At 55.2% G+C, this 20,048-nt stretch carries 17 protein-coding genes and 1 pseudogene; 11 read left to right on the plus strand and 7 right to left on the minus strand.

The window, feature by feature from the left end:
• Positions 1-2: 2 nt before the first annotated feature.
• The 4 genes from IBT47_RS12280 to IBT47_RS12295 all read left to right on the plus strand — a co-directional run bounded on the left by IBT47_RS12280 (position 3) and on the right by IBT47_RS12295 (position 4,426).
• Entirely contained in the window at positions 3-1,280 is a 1,278-nt protein-coding gene (locus IBT47_RS12280) for an SfnB family sulfur acquisition oxidoreductase (RefSeq protein ID WP_200560633.1), read from the plus strand.
• A gap of 46 nt (positions 1,281-1,326) precedes the next feature.
• Positions 1,327-2,655 carry an ABC transporter substrate-binding protein gene (locus tag IBT47_RS12285; protein WP_234471863.1) on the plus strand — a complete coding sequence of 443 codons (1,329 nt, stop codon included), beginning with the start codon at positions 1,327-1,329 and terminating at the stop codon, positions 2,653-2,655.
• Between the two features lie 182 nt (positions 2,656-2,837).
• Positions 2,838-3,107, plus strand: a complete 270-nt coding sequence (locus IBT47_RS12290) for a helix-turn-helix domain-containing protein (RefSeq protein WP_105595316.1) — start codon at positions 2,838-2,840, stop codon at positions 3,105-3,107.
• Complete coding sequence (locus IBT47_RS12295) at positions 3,107-4,426, plus strand: type II toxin-antitoxin system HipA family toxin (RefSeq protein ID WP_200560635.1); 1,320 nt, start codon at positions 3,107-3,109, stop codon at positions 4,424-4,426. The genes IBT47_RS12290 and IBT47_RS12295 overlap by 1 nt, the downstream gene beginning before the upstream one ends.
• Positions 4,427-4,452: 26 nt before the next feature.
• Here the strand turns inward: IBT47_RS12295 and mnmE are convergent, their stop codons facing one another.
• From mnmE to rpmH, 5 genes and pseudogenes are all read right to left on the minus strand, one after another.
• Positions 4,453-5,817: a tRNA uridine-5-carboxymethylaminomethyl(34) synthesis GTPase MnmE gene (gene mnmE / locus IBT47_RS12300; RefSeq protein ID WP_200560636.1), complete on the minus strand. Its 1,365-nt coding sequence runs from the start codon at positions 5,815-5,817 to the stop codon at positions 4,453-4,455.
• Positions 5,818-5,934: 117 nt separating this feature from the next.
• Positions 5,935-7,578: a membrane protein insertase YidC gene (gene yidC, locus IBT47_RS12305; protein WP_200560637.1), complete on the minus strand. Its 1,644-nt coding sequence runs from the start codon at positions 7,576-7,578 to the stop codon at positions 5,935-5,937.
• 2 nt (positions 7,579-7,580) lie between these two features.
• A pseudogene (yidD, locus tag IBT47_RS12310) lies at positions 7,581-7,839 on the minus strand (membrane protein insertion efficiency factor YidD).
• Positions 7,803-8,162 carry a ribonuclease P protein component gene (gene rnpA, locus IBT47_RS12315; protein WP_105595320.1) on the minus strand — a complete coding sequence of 120 codons (360 nt, stop codon included), beginning with the start codon at positions 8,160-8,162 and terminating at the stop codon, positions 7,803-7,805. The pseudogene yidD and the gene rnpA overlap by 37 nt, the downstream one beginning before the upstream one ends.
• Positions 8,163-8,179: 17 nt before the next feature.
• A complete protein-coding gene (rpmH, locus tag IBT47_RS12320; RefSeq protein WP_003023858.1) occupies positions 8,180-8,320 on the minus strand; it encodes a 50S ribosomal protein L34 in 141 nt (46 codons plus the stop codon).
• A 638-nt stretch (positions 8,321-8,958) separates the two neighbouring features.
• On the opposite strand from rpmH, the gene dnaA reads away from it, so the two are divergent.
• From dnaA to IBT47_RS12350, 6 genes are all read left to right on the plus strand, one after another.
• Entirely contained in the window at positions 8,959-10,350 is a 1,392-nt protein-coding gene (gene dnaA, locus IBT47_RS12325; RefSeq protein WP_200545859.1) for a chromosomal replication initiator protein DnaA, read from the plus strand.
• A gap of 2 nt (positions 10,351-10,352) precedes the next feature.
• Positions 10,353-11,453, plus strand: coding sequence for a DNA polymerase III subunit beta (gene dnaN, locus IBT47_RS12330; protein WP_105595322.1), 1,101 nt, complete (start codon positions 10,353-10,355; stop codon positions 11,451-11,453).
• Between the two features lie 97 nt (positions 11,454-11,550).
• A complete protein-coding gene (recF, locus tag IBT47_RS12335; protein ID WP_200560638.1) occupies positions 11,551-12,636 on the plus strand; it encodes a DNA replication/repair protein RecF in 1,086 nt (361 codons plus the stop codon).
• 17 nt (positions 12,637-12,653) lie between these two features.
• Entirely contained in the window at positions 12,654-15,062 is a 2,409-nt protein-coding gene (gene gyrB / locus IBT47_RS12340; protein WP_200560639.1) for a DNA topoisomerase (ATP-hydrolyzing) subunit B, read from the plus strand.
• 280 nt (positions 15,063-15,342) lie between these two features.
• Positions 15,343-16,152, plus strand: a complete 810-nt coding sequence (yidA, locus tag IBT47_RS12345; RefSeq protein WP_105595325.1) for a sugar-phosphatase — start codon at positions 15,343-15,345, stop codon at positions 16,150-16,152.
• Positions 16,153-16,164: 12 nt separating this feature from the next.
• On the plus strand, positions 16,165-17,430 hold the full coding sequence (locus IBT47_RS12350; protein ID WP_200560640.1) for a DUF3748 domain-containing protein: 1,266 nt from the start codon (positions 16,165-16,167) through the stop codon (positions 17,428-17,430).
• On the opposite strand, the gene IBT47_RS12355 is transcribed toward IBT47_RS12350, so the two are convergent.
• Complete coding sequence (locus IBT47_RS12355) at positions 17,411-17,770, minus strand: YceK/YidQ family lipoprotein (RefSeq protein WP_105595335.1); 360 nt, start codon at positions 17,768-17,770, stop codon at positions 17,411-17,413. The genes IBT47_RS12350 and IBT47_RS12355 overlap by 20 nt on opposite strands.
• A gap of 301 nt (positions 17,771-18,071) precedes the next feature.
• On the opposite strand from IBT47_RS12355, the gene ibpA reads away from it, so the two are divergent.
• Positions 18,072-18,491 (plus strand): small heat shock chaperone IbpA, encoded by a 420-nt coding sequence (gene ibpA / locus IBT47_RS12360; protein WP_105595327.1) that lies wholly within the window; start codon positions 18,072-18,074, stop codon positions 18,489-18,491.
• A 38-nt stretch (positions 18,492-18,529) separates the two neighbouring features.
• On the opposite strand, the gene IBT47_RS12365 is transcribed toward ibpA, so the two are convergent.
• Complete coding sequence (locus IBT47_RS12365; protein ID WP_200560641.1) at positions 18,530-19,780, minus strand: valine--pyruvate transaminase; 1,251 nt, start codon at positions 19,778-19,780, stop codon at positions 18,530-18,532.
• Between the last annotated feature and the right edge of the window lie 268 nt (positions 19,781-20,048).

Here is a 20,048-nt window from a genome sequence, read left to right on the forward strand (position 1 = left end):
CGATGAGTACGCTTCAGACCGAAGACGCAGTAACCGCCTCTCAGCCACATCCTACCAATACCACACCGCGTGGCGTGCCGGGCTATCCGCGCCCGGCGCAGCCCGCGCATATTATTCAGAGTGATGAAGAGGCGATCCGCGTGGCTACCGAACTGGCCGCGCAGTTTGTTCTCACCGCCGCCGATCGCGATCGCGATCGCATCCTGCCGATTACCGAGCTGGACGCGTTTTCTCAGAGCGGGCTGTGGTCGATCAATGTGCCGAAGCGCTTCGGCGGCCCGGAGGTCTCCTACGCCACGCTGGCGAAGGTGGTGCAGATCATTGCCGCCGCCGATCCCTCAATTTCGCAGATTTCCCAGAACCATCTTGGCGTGGTGGCGGCGATCCGCACGGTCAGCGATGAAGCGCAGCAGCGTGAACTGTTTGCTCAAGTGCTGAGCGGCGTGCGCTTTGGCAACGCCTTCTCTGAGTTTGGCAGCAAGCGCGCGGCGGATTTCGAAACGCGCTTTGTTGATGACGGCGATCATGTGCTGGTGAGCGGCAAGAAATTTTACTCCAGCGGTGCGCTGCTGGCGCATCTGGTGCCGATCGTGGCGCTGGATGATCAGGGCCGGGCGTGGTACGCCATTGCCGACCGCGATGCGCCGGGGCTGACGGTAATCGACGACTGGTCTGCCTTCGGCCAGCGCACCACCGCCAGCGGCACCGTGCTGTTGGATAACGTGCGGGTGCCGAAAACCCATCTGGTTCCCGGCTATAAAGGCTATGAAGCGCCCAGCGCCGACGGCGCGATTTTCCAGATTGTGCAGGTGGCGATTGATTCCGGCATCGCCGAGGCGGCCATTAACGAAACCATCCGCTTCGTACGCGAGAAATCACGCCCCTGGGTGGACAGCGGGTTGGATCGCGCCTCCGACGATCCTTACACCATTCAGCGCGTCGGCGATCTGACGCTGCGGCTGCACGCCGCCGAGGCGCTACAGGAAAAAGCGGGCCTGTGGATCGATCGCGCGGTGGCAGAACCGACGGCGGATAACGTGGCAAAAGCGCAGATTGCCGTGGCGGAAGCCAAGGTGCTGAGCACGGAAATCGCCATTGAAGCAACCAACCGCCTGTTCGAACTGGCTGGCACCCGTTCCACGCTTGCCGAGCACAATCTCGATCGTCACTGGCGCAACGCACGTACCCATACGCTGCACGATCCGGTGCGCTGGAAGTACGCCATCCTCGGCAACTACGCGCTGAACGGGGTCAATCCACCGCTGCACGCCTGGAGCTGACGGTTTCGCCGGGCAAAAATAATTCTACTAATAACAGGGCATGAAAATGGTGAAAATGAAGGTGATATCGCTTACCCGGCTTATCGTCGGGGTTACGCTGCTGCTGGCGCAGCTCTCGCTCGGCGCCAGGGCGGATGAACAGTATTTCCCGTTACAGAGCTATCGCGTCGGGCCTTATGCCGCCGCGGGCAGTGGCTTCTTTGGCGGGTTTATTGACTACTTACAGCTGATCAATCAGCGTGACGGCGGAGTTAACGGCGTCAAGCTTACCTGGGACGAGTGTGAAACCCAGTATGAAGTGGAGCGTGGCGTTGAGTGTTATAAACGCCAAAAAAGTAAGCCCGGCGTTGCCGCCTGGAACCCGCTTTCCGTGGGTATTGCCTATGCGATGATCGATGACGTCACCCGCGATAAAACGCCGCTGATCACCATCGATCATGGTCGTACCGACTCGACCGATGGCCGCGTCTTCCCGTATGTTTTCCCGCTGCTGCTTAACCCGTACAGCGAAACGTCGGGGATCATCAAATTTATCGGCACCCGTCTCGGCGGCCTGGACAAACTGCAGGGTAAAAAAATTGTCGTGTTGTACCACGGTTCGCCATACGGCAAGGAAACCATCCCGATTTTTGAGCTGCTGGCGAAAAAATACGGCTTTGAAGTACAGCAGATCGAAGTGCCGCATCCGGGCAACGAACAGCAGTCGCAGTGGCTGACCATTCGTCGTGCGAAACCGGATTACGTGGTGCTGCGTGGCTTTGGCGTGATGAACCCGGTGGCGCTGAAAACCGCGCAGAAGGTTGGTTACCCGGCGGATCACATTATCGGCAACGTCTGGTCGAATTCCGAAGAGGACGTGATCCCTGCGGGGAATGCGGCGAAGGGCTATATCGCACTGACCACCCAGGCATCCGGCTCGGTGTATCCGGTAGTGAAAGAGATTATTGATAAGGTCTACGGTGCCGGTAAAGGGAATCTGCAGGATCGTAAACGCATCGGCAGCGTTTATCATAACCTCGGCATCGTTAACGGCATTCTGAACGTTGAGGCGATTCGTATCGCGCAGCAGAAGTTTGGCCACCGCACGCTGACCGGCGATGAAATCCGTTGGGGCTTCGAGCATCTGCAGCTTGATCCTGCCCGTGTGGAAGCGCTGGGCGCCAAAGGCCTGTTCCACTCGATTAACGTAACCTGTGAGGATCACGAAGGCCAGGGCCGCGTGACCTTCCAGCAGTGGGACGGCAGCCAGTGGAAAGTGATTAGCGACTGGATTTCACCGGACTGGGCGCTGCTGCGTCCGATCATCGAGAAATCCGCCAGCGCCTACGCGAAGGAAAACAATATTACCCCGCGTAACTGCCAGGCTGAGAATTAATTATTGATAAAAACCTGCATTAACAGTCCGTTAGTGCAGGTCAGTAAATGCTCACTTTGAGATGCAACTTACACGCTATAGACGGTAGAGTTAGTATTACCGCCTGTAGCGTGTAATTATTGTTTTACCTGCTAAAGCGTGTAATATTTATCCTACCGCCCACAACCGGTAAGGTGTAAATAATGAAGGTTACTAACAGCAAACAGCTGAGTAGTTATCTGAAAGATGTCCGCATCACGCAGAAGCTTTCACAGGGGAAAGTGGCTACTAAGGTGGGGATTCGCCAGGATACAGTATCCAACTTCGAACAGTATCCAGATTCCACCAAGCTGGAAACCTTCTTTAAGATCCTTTCGGCATTGAATTTAGAATTGACCGTCACGCCCAGGAATAGCGGTGCCGACAGTAATGAGGCTTCCGGGGCAGCATCTTCATGGAAAGAGGAATGGTAATGGCTGCGCTCGATGTTTACATGAATGGCTATCATGTAGGGGTATTAACAAAAACGGGGAGTGGAGCACATCATTTTACCTATGATGCGAACTGGATTGGGCTACCGGGTAGTCGCCCTGTCTCACTCTCTATGCCGCTGCGCCATCAGCCCTATCAAGGTGATGAAGTTTATAATTTCTTCGACAATCTGTTGCCTGATAATCTGGATATCAGAAGACGAATTGTTACCCGACATCAGGCTGATTCCACCCAGCCCTTTGATCTGTTGGCTAAAGTGGGCCAGGACAGCGTTGGTGCGTTGCAATTAGTACCACAGGGAAAATCTGTCAGCGATATAAAGCAGATCGAATATAAATCCCTTTCCGAGCAAAAATTTGAAAGCATATTGATGGGATATCTGTCCGATGCCCCCCTCGGAATGATTGACTCGGAGGATGATTTTCGTATCTCTCTTGCCGGTGCCCAGGAAAAGACAGCACTGCTTTTTAAAGATGACCGCTGGTGCCTTCCCATCAATGCCACGCCAACTACGCATATCATCAAGTTACCGATTGGTAAAATCGAGAGCCACTCCTATACGATAGATATGTCTGACAGCGTTGAGAATGAATATCTATGTATGATGATTGCCCGCGAGTTCGGGCTGCCGGTACCGCAATGCTTTATGCTCAGAGCCGGAAAGATAAAAGCGCTGGCGGTAGAACGGTTCGATCGTAAATATGCCTCGGACGGTCGCTGGATTATGCGACTGCCGCAGGAGGATTTTTGCCAGGTGTTGAGTGTCCCCCCCGCGCTGAAATATGAAAATCACGGTGGACCAGGAATTTCCGCCATTATGTCGTTTCTGTTAGGGGCGGTAGAGCCAGAAAAAGACCGCTATAGCTTTATGAAGGCTCAGGTGTTGTTTTGGCTATTGGCAGCCACGGATGGGCATGCAAAGAATTTTTCCGTGTTCATTGAGTCTGAGGGACGATATCGTCTCACGCCTTACTATGACATCCTCTCCATGTACCCGGGGATTGGTGGCCGGGGTATTGATCGCAGGGATGCCAAACTTGCCATGGGGCTGACTGGCTCAAAGGGCAAGAAATATGCCATTGAGCAGATTTTCCCTCGTCACTTTTTTCAGACGGCTCAAGCTGTTGGGTTCGCCAAAGAATCGATGGAAAGTATTCTGACTGAATTTGCACAGTCGATGGATGCCGTTGTAACGAAAGTCAGAAACCAGCTACCTGCTGAGTTCCCCGCTCCGATAGGTGATTCAATTCTTGAAGGCATGCAGGCCAGAGCAGGGCGATTAGTGACTGGCTGGACGTAGGCACCTTATCGGTGCCTCACTGTTAATTACTTACCAATACAGAAACTAGAGAATATCCGCCCCAGCAGGTCATCGGAGCTGAATTCCCCGGTGATTTCACTCAGACTTTGCTGCGCCAGACGCAGCTCTTCCGCCAGCAGTTCCCCTGCCCAGGCCCCAAGCAGCTGATGTTTACCCTGTTGCAGATGTTCTGCCGCCAGTTCCAGCGCCTGAAGATGACGGCGACGAGCGAGGAATCCACCCTCCATATTGCCCGAGAAGCCCATACTGGCCTTCAGATGCTCGCGCAGCACGTCCACTCCTTCGCCGGTGCGGGCGGAAAGGCGAATAAGTGAGTGACCGTTTACTTCTATAATTCCCAGCGTTTCACCGGTCTTATCGGCTTTATTACGTACCACGGTGATCGGCAGCGCCTCCGGCAGGCGGGCAATAAAGTCCGGCCAGATCTCGCCCGGTTCTGTCGCACCGGTGGTGGTGCCGTCGACCATAAACAGCACACGATCGGCCTGTTCGATCTCTTTCCACGCACGTTCGATGCCGATGCGCTCAACTTCGTCGCTGGCTTCACGCAGGCCCGCAGTATCAATGATATGCAACGGCATGCCGTCGATATGAATATGCTCGCGCAGCACGTCGCGCGTGGTGCCGGCAATATCGGTGACGATAGCGGCATCGCGGCCAGCCAGCGCATTTAGCAGGCTGGATTTACCGGCGTTGGGCCGCCCGGCGATCACGACCTTCATCCCTTCGCGCAGCAGGCTGCCCTGGCGCGCTTCGGCACGTACGCCGTCCAGATCGGCAATCACCTTGTGCAGCAGCGCTTCAATTTTACCGTCTGATAGGAAGTCGATCTCTTCATCCGGGAAGTCGATGGCCGCTTCCACGTAGATCCGCAGGTGAGTAAGTGCTTCCACAAGGTTGTTAACGCGGGTGGAGAAAACGCCCTGCAGCGAGTTAACGGCCGAGCGCGCCGCCTGCTCGGAACTGGCGTCGATCAGGTCGGCAATCGCTTCCGCCTGGGCCAGGTCCAGCTTGTCGTTGAGGAAGGCGCGCTCGGAGAACTCACCCGGGTTGGCAATGCGCAGCCCGGGCAGCGCCACGATGCGTTTCAGCAGCAGGTCGAGGATCACCGGGCCGCCGTGGCCCTGCAGCTCCAGCACATCCTCGCCGGTAAAGGAGTTAGGGCCGGGGAACCACAGCGCGATACCCTGGTCCAGGGTGCTACCGTCGGCGTCGCGAAACGGCAGATAGTCGGCATAGCGCGGCTTGGGCAGCTTGCCCAGCAGCAGCTGTGCTACTTCCGCCGCTTTGCTACCGGAAACGCGCAGAATACCTACGCCGCCGCGTCCTGGCGGGGTTGCCTGGGCAACAATCGTATCGCTATGGCTCATGGTTAACTCTCTTTTGATGCAAAAAAATAAGGCGGTCTGAGTGACCGCCTTAGTGTAAACAGTGTGTTCGGTATTGGCACGCGGCAACCGTAAAAAGGCTGCCCCGTGTTATTACTCTTACGCTTTCTTCTTGTCGCGGCTGTGCAGGCCACGTTTTTCCAGGCCGCGATAAATCAGCTGCTGCTGGATAATGGTCACCAGGTTACTGACGATGTAGTACAACACCAGACCTGAAGGGAACCACAGGAAGAACACGGTGAAGATGACCGGCATAAAGGTCATGATCTTCTGCTGCATCGGATCGGTCACGGTGGTCGGCGACATCTTCTGGATGAAGAACATCGTGACACCCATCAGGATCGGCAGGATGTAGTACGGGTCCTGCGCGGACAGATCGTGGATCCACAGTGCAAACGGCGCATGACGCAGTTCTACCGAGCCCATCAGCATGTAGTACAGGGCCAGGAAGATTGGCATCTGGATAACCAGAGGCAGACAGCCGCCCAGCGGGTTAACCTTCTCAGACTTATACAGCGCCATCATTTCCTGACTCATGCGCTGTTTGTCATCGCCTAAACGCTCACGCATCGCCTGAATCTTCGGCTGCAGCATGCGCATTTTCGCCATGGAGGTGTACTGCGCTTTAGTCAGCGGGTACATGATGCCACGAACGATAAAGGTGATAACGATAATCGAGAAGCCCCAGTTACCGATGAAGCTGTGCAGGAATTTCAGCAGCTTAAACAGTGGCTGAGAGATAAACCACAGCCAGCCGTAGTCTACGGTCAGATCCAGGTGTGGGGCAATCGCCGCCATTTTGTCCTGAATTTCCGGGCCAACCCACAGCGTGGCTTTCAGCTCTTGCTGAGAACCTGCCGCGATAGTCACCGGTGCAGATTTGAAGCCAACTGCCGCTACGCCGTTACCCAGGTTGCTGGTGTACAGCGTGTTGCTGCCAGCGGTCTGCGGTACCCAGGCCGTCGCGAAGTACTGCTGCAGCATCGCCACCCAACCGTTGGTGGTGGTGGTGCTCAGGTTTTCGTTTTCGCTGATCTTATCGAATTTATACTTCTCGTAGTTGGTCTCACTGCTGGAGTAAGCCGCGCCACGGAAAGTATGCAGAGCAAAGTTGTTGCTGCCGGTATCACGATGCTTAGGCAGATCGATAGTCTGTTTCAGCTGACCAAACATCGACACTTCCAGCGGCTGCTGGCTGGCGTTGTTGATCTGATAATCGACGCCAATAGCGTATTCACCGCGTTTCAGCACGAAGGTCTTGGTGTAGACCGCGCCGTTTTCAGCGGTAAAGGTCAGTGGGATACGCAGTTCGTTCTGACCATCGGCCAGTTCGAAGCTATCCTGAGAAGCCGTGTAAAGAGGACGACCGCCGTTTGCCGGATTATCCGGGCCGTTACGACCAGTCAGGCCGCTCTGCGCCTGGTACAGGAAATCAGGGGTGTTTTCCAGCAGCAGGAAAGGCTTATCGGAACCCAGTGAGTCCGGATAGGTCAGCAGCTGTGCCTGGTCAATATCACCACCGCGAGTATTAATGCTTAAAGACAGGACATCGGTCTTAACGGTGATCGTTTTGCCCTGGCCGCTGGCAGGAACACCCTGATTAGCGACATCACCCGCTGCTGTCGTGGTCTGCGTGGTCTGGGTTTGCAATGGCTGAGGATTATTATCCGTCTGCCAGGCTTGCCAGATCATAAAAGACACGAACAGAAAAGCGATGAGAAAGAGATTGCGTTGCGAATCCATCGTTAATGTTCTCTGGTATCAATGGTTGTTTGGCGGTACCGGATCGTCGCCACCTGGGTTCAAAGGGTGGCATTTTAATATGCGTTTCATCGTCAACCAACTCCCTTTTATCACCCCAAACCTGCGCAATGCCTCAATTCCGTATTGCGAACAGGTAGGATGAAATCGGCAGTGAGGTCCCAGTAACGGGCTGATTACGCGCTGATAGACGCGAATCAGCGCGATTAGGAACCGCGAGCCAGGCGACAATGGCGGCGCCATAATTTCTCCAACGCTTCCGTCAATGCCTTATTATCCAGGTCAGCGACCCCTTTCTTCGCCACAATCACAAAATCCATTGCGGGAAGCTCATGCTGGCGCAGGCGAAAGCTTTCACGGGTCAATCGCTTGATCCGATTACGCTCGTGCGCACGCTTAACATGTTTTTTTGCGACGGTCAGACCGATGCGGGGATGCCCCAGCGTGTTCAGGCGGCCGAGAATGGTGATTTGCGGCGTGCCAGCCCGTTGTGGCTGCTGGAAGACGAAAGTGAAATGAGTGGGAGTTAACAAACGTAACTCCCTGGGAAATGCGAGCTTAACCACTCAGCGGTTAGCTTTTATTACTTAGAAACGGTCAGACGAGAACGGCCTTTAGCACGACGACGTGCCAGAACCTGACGACCATTTTTATTTGCCATACGAGCACGGAAACCGTGTGAACGGTTACGCTTCAGTACGGACGGTTGAAAAGTGCGTTTCATGGCGATTTCTACCTAAACTTGAATAATTTCACTTAGTGACGCGTTAACTGGCCCGAAAAACCGACCGACGCCTCAGTGTATCTTTAATAAAGAGGCGGGATTGTAATAATTGTACAGTCCAGAGTCAATTTACTTCGCGTGAAAACCGCGCCCTGATTGCCCGTTTTGACCCGCAAAAACAGCCATAAGGGCCACGGCGCAGCACGCCGGGGCAAGAATTATACGGCCTCCGTTAAAAAGCGCAAGGATCGTGCAGGATCATCTCGCGATCCCGTTACATTGTTTTTGCGGCAATAACGTGATGGCACCATTAAATTTCACTGAATGCAGACGATCCTGAATGTCTTTTGCGCAAGGTGGCGTAAACTAATCTGCGTTGTATGCGCCTGTGGATAAATTGGATCAAAACTGTGTAGAAAGTGAAGATCTCTGCGACGGTTTACGCTATGATCCGCCGTTCCGCTAACGATCCTTCGGGTCGTCTTGCTAACCGCATGCTTCCAGGATGCCGGGCTAGAGTGGAGTAACCGTAGATAACGGTTCGCATGCGTCTCATCGGCATGCGTCAACAATGATGAAATTATCGCTTCAGCGCCCTTATTTTTTCTTATCGAATTTTTTTTCGAGTGGAGTCCGCCGTGTCACTTACGCTTTGGCAACAGTGTCTTGCCCGTTTGCAGGATGAGCTACCTGCCACAGAATTCAGCATGTGGATACGCCCCTTGCAGGCCGAACTGAATGACAACACGCTGGCATTATATGCACCAAATCGGTTTGTACTCGACTGGGTTCGGGATAAATACCTGAATAATATCAATGCACTGCTAAATGACTTCTGTGGGCCGAACGTTCCGCTGTTGCGTTTTGAAGTGGGCAGCAAACCGGCGGTACAACCTGTCAGTCAGCCGGTCATGGCCAGCGCGCACGCCAGTGCGCCGGGTACAAGCAGCCGCGCGGCTCCGGTTCGCCCAAGCTGGGACAGCGTACCTGCACCGGCGGAACTGTCATACCGCTCTAACGTCAATACCAAGCACAACTTCGACAATTTCGTTGAGGGTAAATCAAACCAGCTGGCGCGCGCGGCGGCGCGTCAGGTGGCCGATAACCCCGGCGGCGCATACAACCCGTTATTTCTGTACGGCGGTACGGGCTTAGGTAAAACGCACCTGCTGCATGCGGTCGGCAACGGCATTATGGCGCGCAAGCCCAATGCCAAAGTGGTGTATATGCACTCCGAGCGTTTCGTACAGGACATGGTAAAAGCATTACAAAACAATGCGATAGAAGAATTTAAGCGTTACTACCGTTCGGTCGATGCGCTGCTGATCGATGATATCCAGTTCTTTGCCAACAAAGAGCGCTCTCAGGAAGAGTTCTTCCATACCTTTAATGCGCTGCTGGAAGGTAATCAGCAGATCATTTTGACCTCGGATCGCTATCCGAAAGAGATCAATGGGGTAGAAGATCGTCTTAAATCCCGCTTTGGCTGGGGCCTGACGGTGGCGATCGAGCCGCCTGAGCTGGAAACCCGCGTGGCGATTCTGATGAAAAAAGCAGATGAGAATGACATCCGCCTGCCGGGTGAAGTGGCATTCTTTATTGCCAAGCGTCTGCGCTCTAACGTCCGCGAGCTGGAAGGGGCGCTGAACCGCGTTATCGCCAATGCCAACTTTACCGGGCGTGCCATCACTATCGACTTCGTCCGTGAAGCGCTGCGTGACCTGCTGGCGCTGCAGGAAAAGCTGGTCACTATCGACAACATTCAAAAGACGGTTGCCGAATACTACAAAATTAAAGTGGCCGATCTGCTGTCTAAACGGCGATCCCGCTCCGTAGCCCGTCCGCGCCAGATGGCGATGGCGATGGCGAAAGAGCTGACCAACCACAGTCTGCCGGAGATCGGCGACGCTTTCGGGGGTCGTGACCATACCACCGTGCTACATGCCTGCCGTAAAATTGAGCAGCTGCGTGAAGAGAGTCACGACATTAAAGAAGATTTCTCAAATCTAATCAGAACATTATCTTCCTGACTATGAAATTTATTGTAGAACGTGAGCGTTTGCTTAAACCATTACAGCAGGTCAGCAGCCCGTTAGGCGGCCGCCCTACTCTGCCGATCCTTGGTAACCTGCTGCTGCAGGTCGATGAAGGCACCCTGCGGCTGACCGGTACGGATTTAGAGATGGAAATGGTCGCGCGCGTGGCGCTGACTCAAGATCATCAGCCTGGCGCCACGACGGTTCCGGCACGTAAATTCTTTGATATCTGCCGTGGCCTGCCCGAAGGCGCGGAGATCACCGTGATTCTGGAAGGTGACAGAATGCTGGTGCGCTCCGGCCGCAGCCGCTTCTCACTTTCCACTCTGCCCGCCAGCGACTTCCCGAACCTGGACGACTGGCAGATTGATGTCGAATTCACCCTGCCGCAGGCGACCATGAAGCGCCTGATCGAAGCTACGCAGTTTTCAATGGCGCATCAGGACGTTCGCTACTACCTGAACGGTATGCTGTTTGAAACCGAAGGCGAAGAGCTGCGCACCGTAGCCACCGACGGACACCGCCTGGCGGTCTGTTCAATGCCGGTGGGCCAGTCTTTGCCAAACCATTCGGTGATCGTGCCGCGTAAAGGGGTGATTGAACTGGTTCGTCTGCTCGACGGTGGCGATACGCCATTGCAGGTGCAGATCGGCAGCAACAATATCCGCGCGCACGTTGGTGACTTCATCTTCACCTCGAAGCTGGTTGACGGCCGTTTCCCTGACTATCGCCGCGTATTGCCGAAAAATCCGGACAAAACCCTGGATGCCAGCTGCGATCTGCTGAAGCAGGCATTTTCCCGTGCGGCGATTCTTTCCAACGAAAAGTTCCGTGGCGTGCGTCTGTATATCAGTGAAAACCAGCTGAAAATCACCGCCAATAACCCGGAACAGGAAGAAGCAGAAGAGATTCTGGACGTGAGCTACGGCGGCACCGATCTCGAAATCGGCTTCAACGTCAGCTACGTGCTGGACGTTCTGAATGCGCTGAAGTGCGAGAACGTGCGTCTGCTGCTGACGGATTCGGTTTCCAGCGTGCAGATTGAAGATGCAGCAAGCCAGAGTGCGGCCTACGTTGTTATGCCAATGCGGTTATAATTCCGGGCTAACCTGCGCGTTGCCCGTTAATGCACTGGCCTGACGTACAGAAAGGACAGGGTGCTGTTATATCGCCGGTATTGAGATTTTGTCTGCTATGGCTTTAACCCGCCTTCTTATTAAAGATTTTCGCAATATCGAAAATGCGGATTTGACGCTGGCCCCGGGGTTCAACTTTCTTGTTGGCCCCAACGGCAGCGGTAAAACCAGCGTGCTGGAAGCGATCTATACCCTTGGCCACGGGCGTGCGTTTCGCAGCCTGCAGGCCGGTCGGGTAATCCGTCATGACCAGGATGCCTTTGTGCTGCACGGCCGTATTGCTGGCGCCGAACGCGAGATCTCGGTCGGCCTGACCAAAAATCGTGCCGGTGACAGTAAAGTCCGCATTGACGGCAGCGACGGCCATAAAGTGGCCGAGCTGGCGCAGATGTTACCGATGCAGTTGATCACGCCGGAGGGGTTTACCCTGCTGAACGGCGGGCCGAAATTTCGCCGTGCCTACATAGACTGGGGCTGCTTTCACAACGAGCCGGGCTTTTTTAACGCCTGGAACAATCTGCGCAGGCTGTTAAAGCAGCGCAACGCCGCGCTGCGCCAGGTGACGCGCTACCAGCAGATTCAGGCATGGGATCGTGAACTGGCTCCGCTTGCCGAGCAGATAAGCGCATGGCGTGCGGCCTACAGCGAAGCGATTGCCGCCGATATCAATACAACCTGTGCGCAGTTTTTACCCGAGTTCGAACTGAGTTTCTCTTTCCAGCGCGGCTGGGATAAAGAGAGCGACTATGCGGAACTGCTTGAACGTCAGTTTGAGCGCGATCGCGCACTGACCTATACCGCCAGCGGCCCGCACAAAGCGGATTTCCGCATTCGTGCCGAAGGGACGCCGGTGGAAGATTTACTCTCACGCGGCCAACTTAAGCTGCTGATGTGCGCCCTGAGGCTGGCGCAGGGTGAGTTTCTCACCCGACAGAGCGGGCGTCGTTGCCTGTATCTGATAGATGATTTTGCCTCTGAGCTGGATGAGACGCGTCGACAGCTGCTGGCGTCGCGTTTAAAAGCCACTCAGGCCCAGGTTTTCGTTAGTGCCATTGGTACTGAACATGTGTTCGATATGGCTGGCGAAAAGGGCAAGATGTTCCACGTAGAACAAGGTAAAATAGCGGTTCAACCTGAAGATTAAATGAGCGAGAAACGTTGATGTCGAATTCTTATGACTCCTCAAGTATTAAAGTTCTTAAAGGACTTGATGCTGTACGCAAGCGCCCTGGTATGTATATCGGCGATACGGATGACGGTACCGGTCTGCATCACATGGTCTTCGAGGTCGTGGATAACGCCATTGACGAAGCACTCGCCGGCTACTGCTCCGATATTGTTGTTACCATTCATGCCGATAACTCTGTTTCCGTGCAGGATGATGGCCGTGGAATCCCGACCGGTATTCACCCGGAAGAAGGGGTTTCCGCTGCCGAAGTGATCATGACCGTGCTGCACGCAGGCGGTAAATTTGATGACAACTCTTATAAGGTTTCCGGCGGTCTTCACGGCGTGGGTGTCTCAGTGGTTAACGCCCTGTCGGAAAAATTAGAGCTGACCATTCGTCGCGACGGTCAGGTCCATCAGCAGGTTTATGTTCACGGCGTGCCGCAGGCTCCGCTGAGCGTGACCGGCGAGACTGAACTCACCGGAACCCGCGTGCGCTTCTGGCCAAGTCACCAGACCTTTACCAATGTTACCGATTTCGAATATGAGATCCTGGCAAAACGCCTGCGTGAGCTTTCCTTCCTGAACTCCGGCGTTTCTATCAAGCTGGAAGACAAGCGCGACGATAAGAAAGATCACTACCACTACGAAGGCGGTATTAAGGCGTTTGTGGAGTATCTGAACAAGAATAAAACCCCGATTCACCCAAACGTGTTCTATTTCTCTACTGAGAAAGACGGCATTGGCGTGGAAGTGGCGCTGCAGTGGAACGACGGTTTCCAGGAAAATATTTACTGCTTCACTAACAACATTCCTCAGCGCGACGGTGGTACGCACCTGGCCGGCTTCCGTGCGGCGATGACCCGTACGCTGAATGCCTACATGGATAAAGAAGGCTACAGCAAGAAAGCCAAAGTCAGCGCCACCGGTGACGATGCGCGTGAAGGCCTGATTGCGGTCGTGTCGGTGAAAGTGCCGGACCCTAAATTCTCCTCGCAGACTAAAGACAAGCTGGTTTCCTCTGAGGTGAAATCGGCAGTTGAGCAGCAGATGAACGAACTGCTGAGTGATTATCTGCAGGAAAATCCGGGCGATGCGAAAATCGTCGTCGGTAAGATTATTGATGCTGCGCGTGCGCGTGAAGCCGCACGCCGTGCCCGTGAGATGACCCGTCGTAAGGGCGCGCTGGATCTGGCAGGCCTGCCGGGCAAACTGGCCGACTGTCAGGAGCGCGACCCGGCGCTGTCTGAAATTTACCTGGTGGAGGGTGATTCTGCGGGCGGTTCAGCCAAGCAGGGTCGTAACCGTAAAAACCAGGCGATTCTGCCGCTGAAAGGTAAAATCCTTAACGTGGAGAAGGCGCGCTTCGACAAGATGCTCTCTTCGCAGGAAGTCGCGACGCTGATCACCGCCTTGGGCTGCGGCATTGGTCGCGATGAATATAACCCGGACAAACTGCGCTATCACAGCATCATCATCATGACCGATGCCGACGTCGATGGTTCGCATATCCGTACGCTGTTGCTGACTTTCTTCTACCGTCAGATGCCGGAAATCATCGAGCGTGGCCACGTGTATATCGCACAGCCGCCGCTGTATAAGGTGAAAAAAGGCAAGCAGGAACAGTACATCAAAGACGACGAAGCCATGGACCAGTACCAGATCGCTATCGCCCTTGATGGTGCCACGCTGCACACCAACGCCAGCGCGCCTGCGCTGGGCGGTGAGCCGCTGGAGTCGCTGGTGGCTGAATTCAACAGCACGCGCAAAATGATCAAGCGTATGGAGCGCCGCTATCCGGTGTCGCTGCTGAATGCGCTGATCTACAACCCAACGCTGAGCGATCTCTCTGCGGAAGCGGCGGTACAAAGCTGGCTGGATACCCTGGTGACCTGGCTGAACGAGAAAGAGCAGCACGGCAGCAGCTACGTTGGTGTAGTGCGTGAAAACCGTGAGCTGCATATCTTTGAGCCGGTGGTTCGCATCCGTACTCACGGTGTGGATACCGATTATCCGCTCGATACGGAGTTTATGCTGGGCGCGGAATACCGCAAAATCTGTACGCTGGGTGAAAAACTTCGCGGCCTGATTGAAGAAGATGCCTACATTGAGCGCGGCGAGCGCCGCCAGCCGGTTGCCAGCTTCGAGCAGGCAATGGACTGGCTGGTGAAAGAGTCACGTCGTGGCCTGTCCGTACAGCGTTATAAAGGTCTGGGTGAAATGAACCCGGAACAGCTGTGGGAAACCACCATGGACCCGGACAGCCGTCGTATGCTGCGCGTGACGGTGAAAGATGCGATTGCGGCCGATCAGCTGTTCACTACCCTGATGGGTGATGCGGTTGAGCCACGTCGTGCCTTTATCGAAGAAAACGCCCTGCGGGCGGCAAACATCGATATCTAAGACCCGATGCAGGGGCGGCTTGTTTTCGGGCCGCCCCTGAATAACCTCTCTGCCTCTGCCTCTGCCTCTGCCTCTGCCTCTGCCTCTGCCTCTGCCTCTGCTGTCTCTGTCTTGATTCTTTTTCTGCTGCTCCAGTTGCATTACCCGTATCCCAGACGCGTCCGCCAGCGATCGTGACTTTCCCGTAATCCATCGGGCTAACAACTAACTGTGTAACCTGCTGGAGATCGCCAGCTGAATCGCGCTAGCATGGAGCAAAACAGAAGCTAAGGAGTGTGGCATGGCGATTAAATTAATAGCGATTGATATCGATGGGACGCTGCTTAACCCGCAGCACGAAGTGACGCCCCGGGTGAAGGCGGCGATTGAAGCGGCGCGCGATAAAGGCGTGGCGGTGGTGCTGGCAACCGGACGGCCGTTCCTCGGCGTACAGCGCTACCTGCGCGAGCTAGGCCTGGAGCAAGAAGGCCAGTACTGCATCACCAACAACGGCGCACTGGTGCAAAAAGCGAACGATGCCAGCTGCGTGGCTGAAGTGCCGGTGACCTTCGATGACTACCTCTACTATGAGCAGATGTCCCGCGAGCTGGGGGTAAACTTCCAGGCGCTGACCCAGAGCCACCTCTATACCGCCAACAAAGATATTAGCCGTTACACCGTCCACGAAGCGGGCCTCACCGGCATGCCGCTGCGCTACCGTACCGTGGAAGAGATGGACCCAACGTTAATCTTCCCGAAAATCATGATGATCGATGAGCCTGAACTGCTGGACGCGGCGATTGCCCGCATTCCTGCTGAAGCTTACGAACGTAATACCATCATGAAAAGCGCACCGTTCTTCCTGGAAATCCTCAATAAAGAGGTGAACAAAGGGGCCGGTGTTAAGCTGCTGGCGGAGCTTCTTGGCCTGCAGCGCGACGAACTGATGGCGCTGGGCGATCAGGAAAACGACCTGGCGATGCTGGAATTTGTCGGTACGGGCGTGGCGATGGGCAATGCGATTCCGGTGGTGAAAGAGATCGCCCAGTTCGTAACGACATCCAATCGTGAAGACGGTGTCGCCGTGGCGATTGAGAAATTTGTTCTGTAAAAGGGCTGCCCGATGAGTGAACAACAGATCACCTTCGCCCCCCGGCATCATCAGCTGACCAACATAAACGTCTGGACCGCCGACAGCCAGTGGCTGGTCTATGACGTGCGCCCTTCCGGGGCGTCTTTTACCGGTCTGACTATTGAGCGGGTCAACGTCAGCAGCGGCGCGGTGGAGGTGCTGTATCAGGCGCGGGACGGTGCGCGCGTTGGCGTGGTCACCGCCAGTCCTGATCTTCCGCCGCGCTACGTCTGTATTCACGGGCCGGAGCATCCCGACAGCCTGTGGAAATATGATTTTCACCACCGGCGTGGAGTGATTATTCAGCACGGCGTGGCGGAGAATCTGGACGCCTGCGATATTACGCCACCCTTCACGCCCGGCGCGCTGCGCGGTGGTTCCCACGTTCATGTCTTTAGCCCGGACGGCAGCCGCTTAAGTTTTACCTACAACGATCATGTCATGCACGAGTGGGACAAAACCCAGGATTTGCGCAACGTTGGCGTTGCCGTACCGCTGCATGCGGTGTGCCCGCCGAAACGTCACCCGCGTGAATACGACGGCAGCCACTACTGCGTGCTGGTCAGTCAGACCACGCCAACGCCGCAGCCGGGCAGCGATGAGATCAATCGCGCTTACGAAGAGGGATGGATTGGCTCCCGTGGCTATCAGCGGGGTGCGCAGCGGCAGCGATGGGCGCTGGCCTTTATTGGCGATACGCTGGCGGCAAACGGTGAAAAGGTGGCGGAAGTGTTCGTCGTCGATCTGCCGGAGGATAACGCTGATTTTGCCGTTCCGGGGGCCTTTCCGCTGGAAGGTACGGCAACGCGCCTGCCTGCTCCGCCTGAGAGCGTACAGCAGCGGCGCGTTACCTTTACCCATCAACGCCGCTATCCCGGTCTGGTCAGTACACCGAGGCACTGGCTGCGTAGCTCACCGGATGGCAGCGCAATTGCCTTTCTGATGAAGGACGATCTCGGTGTGGTTCAGCTGTGGACGGTATCCCCGCTGGGGGGCGAACCGCGCCAGATTACCCGGTCGGAAAGCGGCATTCAGTCCGCCTTCAGCTGGCATCCCGACGGTGGCAGCCTGGCGTTTATCTGCGACAACAGCGTGACGCTCTGTACGCTGGCAACGGGAAAACTGCGCCGCATTACTCCACGCAGTGAAACCGCACCCTCAGCGGATGCGGTGGTATTTTCTCCCGACGGGCAGCGCGTGGCTTACCTGCGCAGCCACGACGGGTATCAGCAGATCTTTATGGCGTCGGTGAATTAGAAACCATCGGGGCCGCCTGCGACAGTCCGTCGGCGGTCCTGTTTTGCTGTTCGCTTCGGCGCACGCGCTCGCGCGGCGAGTCCGTATCATCGTTACGATAGTAATCCCACGGCAGCAGCAGCGTATCCATCACCGCAGAAAACGGTAAATCAATTGCCGCCAGTGGTTTCATCGCCCAGCTGCTGTCGTCATCGGTCAACACGCTGGCGCTGGCGCGCGTTCCTGGATAATAGCCCTGGCTGGGGCCGGTATGGGTCATAACGCTTGAGCAGCCGCTGGTGGCGCCAAGTGAGGCGCAGGTAAGCAATCCTGCAGCGGTATACTTCTTTAATGCCTTCATCATTTACTATCCCTTCAGTCGTTGCAGCCTGCTGAGATCTGTCGTCAAACGCGGGGAAATCCCGGTCCACTCTGCGGTGGCTGGCACTAAGGCCGACGAACTCATCCCTGAGTGTATGACATTCAGTGCGATCGGGTTAAAAAAATCACAACTTCCCCTTGAAAGCGTCACTGGTGTCACCATTTTACTACTACGGTCAGTGAAGTACCTGCGCCGACAGGGCGGTACTTACTGAGCCAGCGACTCGTCCATAGTGGAGAGTCGATATCTTAATAACTCGCTGTATATCAGGAGCTTAAACATGCGTAATTTCGACCTTGCCCCACTGTATCGTTCATCTATCGGCTTTGACCGTCTGATCAACCTGCTGGAAACCAGCCAGGGCCAGGGGAACAACGGCGGCTACCCTCCCTACAACGTGGAGCTGGTGGCGGAAAACCACTATCGTATTACGATTGCCGTGGCCGGTTTTGCGGAAAGCGAGCTGGAAATCACCTCCCACGACAATTTACTGACCGTTCGCGGTTCACATCCTGAAGAGCAGGAGCAGCGCACCTATCTGTATCAGGGCATCGCGGAACGTAACTTTGAGCGTAAATTCCAGCTGGCGGAGCACGTCCACGTGCGGGATGCTCGCCTGGAGAATGGTCTGCTATACATCGACCTGGAACGCGTGGTGCCTGAAGCCAATAAACCGCGCCGCATTGAAATTCTGAAATAATGCTGATGCAGGGGCCGCCGTTAAGCGGCCCCTGTTGTTTATCCTTCGCTTCTCGCTCGCTCTATCTCTTCCGCCAGAATCGCCACGCCCCGCTCAATCACTTCGCTATCCGGAACGTAGTTCATGCGCATGCACTGATGCGTGTGAGGCCACTCAGCCTCCAGCCCCGGGAAGAAGAAATGCCCCGGCACCATCAGCACGCCGCGCTGCTTCAGCCGCTGATAGAGAACCTCAGTCGAAATCGGCAGGTCCTTAAACCACAGCCAGAGGAAAATCGCGCCTTCAGGTTTATGGATCAGGCAGCGATCTTCAGGCAGATAGCGGCGAATAACCGCGATCGTCTGCTTAACGCGTTCCTGATAGAAGGGCTTAATCACCTCTTCCGACAGCCGCAGCAGATCGCCACGTTGAATCATCTCATGCGCCATGGCCGGGCCAATACTGCCGGGGGCGAGGCTGATAATCCCGTTCATATTGCTGATGGCCGAGATCACCTTCTCATCGGCGATGATGATGCCGCAGCGCGAGCCCGGCAGCCCCAGCTTGGACAGACTCATGCACAGAATGATGTTCGGATTCCACAGCGGGCGCGCTTCGCTGAAAATAATGCCCGGGAAAGGAACGCCGTAAGCATTATCAATCAGCAGTGGAATATCGTGCTGCTGCGCCAGTGCGTCCAGTTTCAGCAACTCGTCATCGGTAATCACGTTACCGGTGGGGTTGGTGGGTCGGGAGACGCAGATCAGGCCGGTATCTTCGCCGATGTGAAGATGTTCAAAGTCCACGTGATACTTGAACTGGCCTTCCGGCAGCATTTCGATATTCGGTCGGGTGGAGACAAACAGGTCCTCATCCAGCCCGGCATCGGCATAGCCAAGATATTCTGGAGCCAGCGGGAAAAGTACGCGCTTTTTCTGGCCGTCAGCACGATGCCCGGCATACAGGTTAAACAGGTAGAAAAAGGCGCTCTGGCTGCCGTTGGTCAGGGCAATATTTTTCGGCGAAATCTGCCAGCCCTGCTCTTTACTGAGCAGCTCCGCCAGGGAGTTCAGCAGGGTGCTTTTACCCTGTGGGCCGTCATAGTTGCACAGCGCATCCGTCAGCTTGCCTTCGTCGTGCATCTCCTGCAAAAGCTGATGGAAATAGTCATTCATTGCGGGGATCTGCGCGGGGTTACCGCCGCCTAACATCACCGTACCCGGCGTGCGTAAACCCTCACCCATATCTTCCATCAGGCGCGTAATGCCTGAGTGGCGCGTAAATTTGTCACCGAAAGCCGAGAAGCTCATACCCTGTTAATCACTTGTTATTCACTAAGGGTGACCACCTTAACGCTGGCACTGGTGTGATGCAATCTTCGTGCATCCAGGACCGCACGCGGGCAGGAGGGGTTTCGGGCAATGATGATTTTTCACTGGCCCTGAAAAATTAGCTGAATCGTTAAGTCTTGACGGGTGGATAAATGGATTTACGTCGCATTAATAATGAAACAAACGATGTCGTATGCATTTTTTAGTGAGAAATAGCACGATTATTCGACTAAAAATGGCTAAAAGT

This window comes from Erwinia sp. S43 (genome assembly GCF_016624745.1).
Classification (GTDB): Bacteria; Pseudomonadota; Gammaproteobacteria; order Enterobacterales; family Enterobacteriaceae; genus Erwinia; species Erwinia coffeiphila.

Bases quoted from the DNA above. Each gene is read 5' to 3' on its own strand.
- yidC (WP_200560637.1), bottom strand. From the start codon at position 7,578: ATGGATTCGCAACGCAATCTCTTTCTCATCGCTTTTCTGTTCGTGTCT.
- dnaN (WP_105595322.1), top strand. From the start codon at position 10,353: ATGAAATTTATTGTAGAACGTGAGCGTTTGCTTAAACCATTACAGCAG.
- IBT47_RS12365 (WP_200560641.1), bottom strand. From the start codon at position 19,780: ATGAGCTTCTCGGCTTTCGGTGACAAATTTACGCGCCACTCAGGCATT.
- recF (WP_200560638.1), top strand. From the start codon at position 11,551: ATGGCTTTAACCCGCCTTCTTATTAAAGATTTTCGCAATATCGAAAAT.
- ibpA (WP_105595327.1), top strand. From the start codon at position 18,072: ATGCGTAATTTCGACCTTGCCCCACTGTATCGTTCATCTATCGGCTTT.
- IBT47_RS12290 (WP_105595316.1), top strand. From the start codon at position 2,838: ATGAAGGTTACTAACAGCAAACAGCTGAGTAGTTATCTGAAAGATGTC.
- IBT47_RS12350 (WP_200560640.1), top strand. From the start codon at position 16,165: ATGAGTGAACAACAGATCACCTTCGCCCCCCGGCATCATCAGCTGACC.
- IBT47_RS12295 (WP_200560635.1), top strand. From the start codon at position 3,107: ATGGCTGCGCTCGATGTTTACATGAATGGCTATCATGTAGGGGTATTA.
- IBT47_RS12285 (WP_234471863.1), top strand. From the start codon at position 1,327: ATGGTGAAAATGAAGGTGATATCGCTTACCCGGCTTATCGTCGGGGTT.
- mnmE (WP_200560636.1), bottom strand. From the start codon at position 5,817: ATGAGCCATAGCGATACGATTGTTGCCCAGGCAACCCCGCCAGGACGC.
- gyrB (WP_200560639.1), top strand. From the start codon at position 12,654: ATGTCGAATTCTTATGACTCCTCAAGTATTAAAGTTCTTAAAGGACTT.
- IBT47_RS12355 (WP_105595335.1), bottom strand. From the start codon at position 17,770: ATGAAGGCATTAAAGAAGTATACCGCTGCAGGATTGCTTACCTGCGCC.
- yidA (WP_105595325.1), top strand. From the start codon at position 15,343: ATGGCGATTAAATTAATAGCGATTGATATCGATGGGACGCTGCTTAAC.
- IBT47_RS12280 (WP_200560633.1), top strand. From the start codon at position 3: ATGAGTACGCTTCAGACCGAAGACGCAGTAACCGCCTCTCAGCCACAT.
- rpmH (WP_003023858.1), bottom strand. From the start codon at position 8,320: ATGAAACGCACTTTTCAACCGTCCGTACTGAAGCGTAACCGTTCACAC.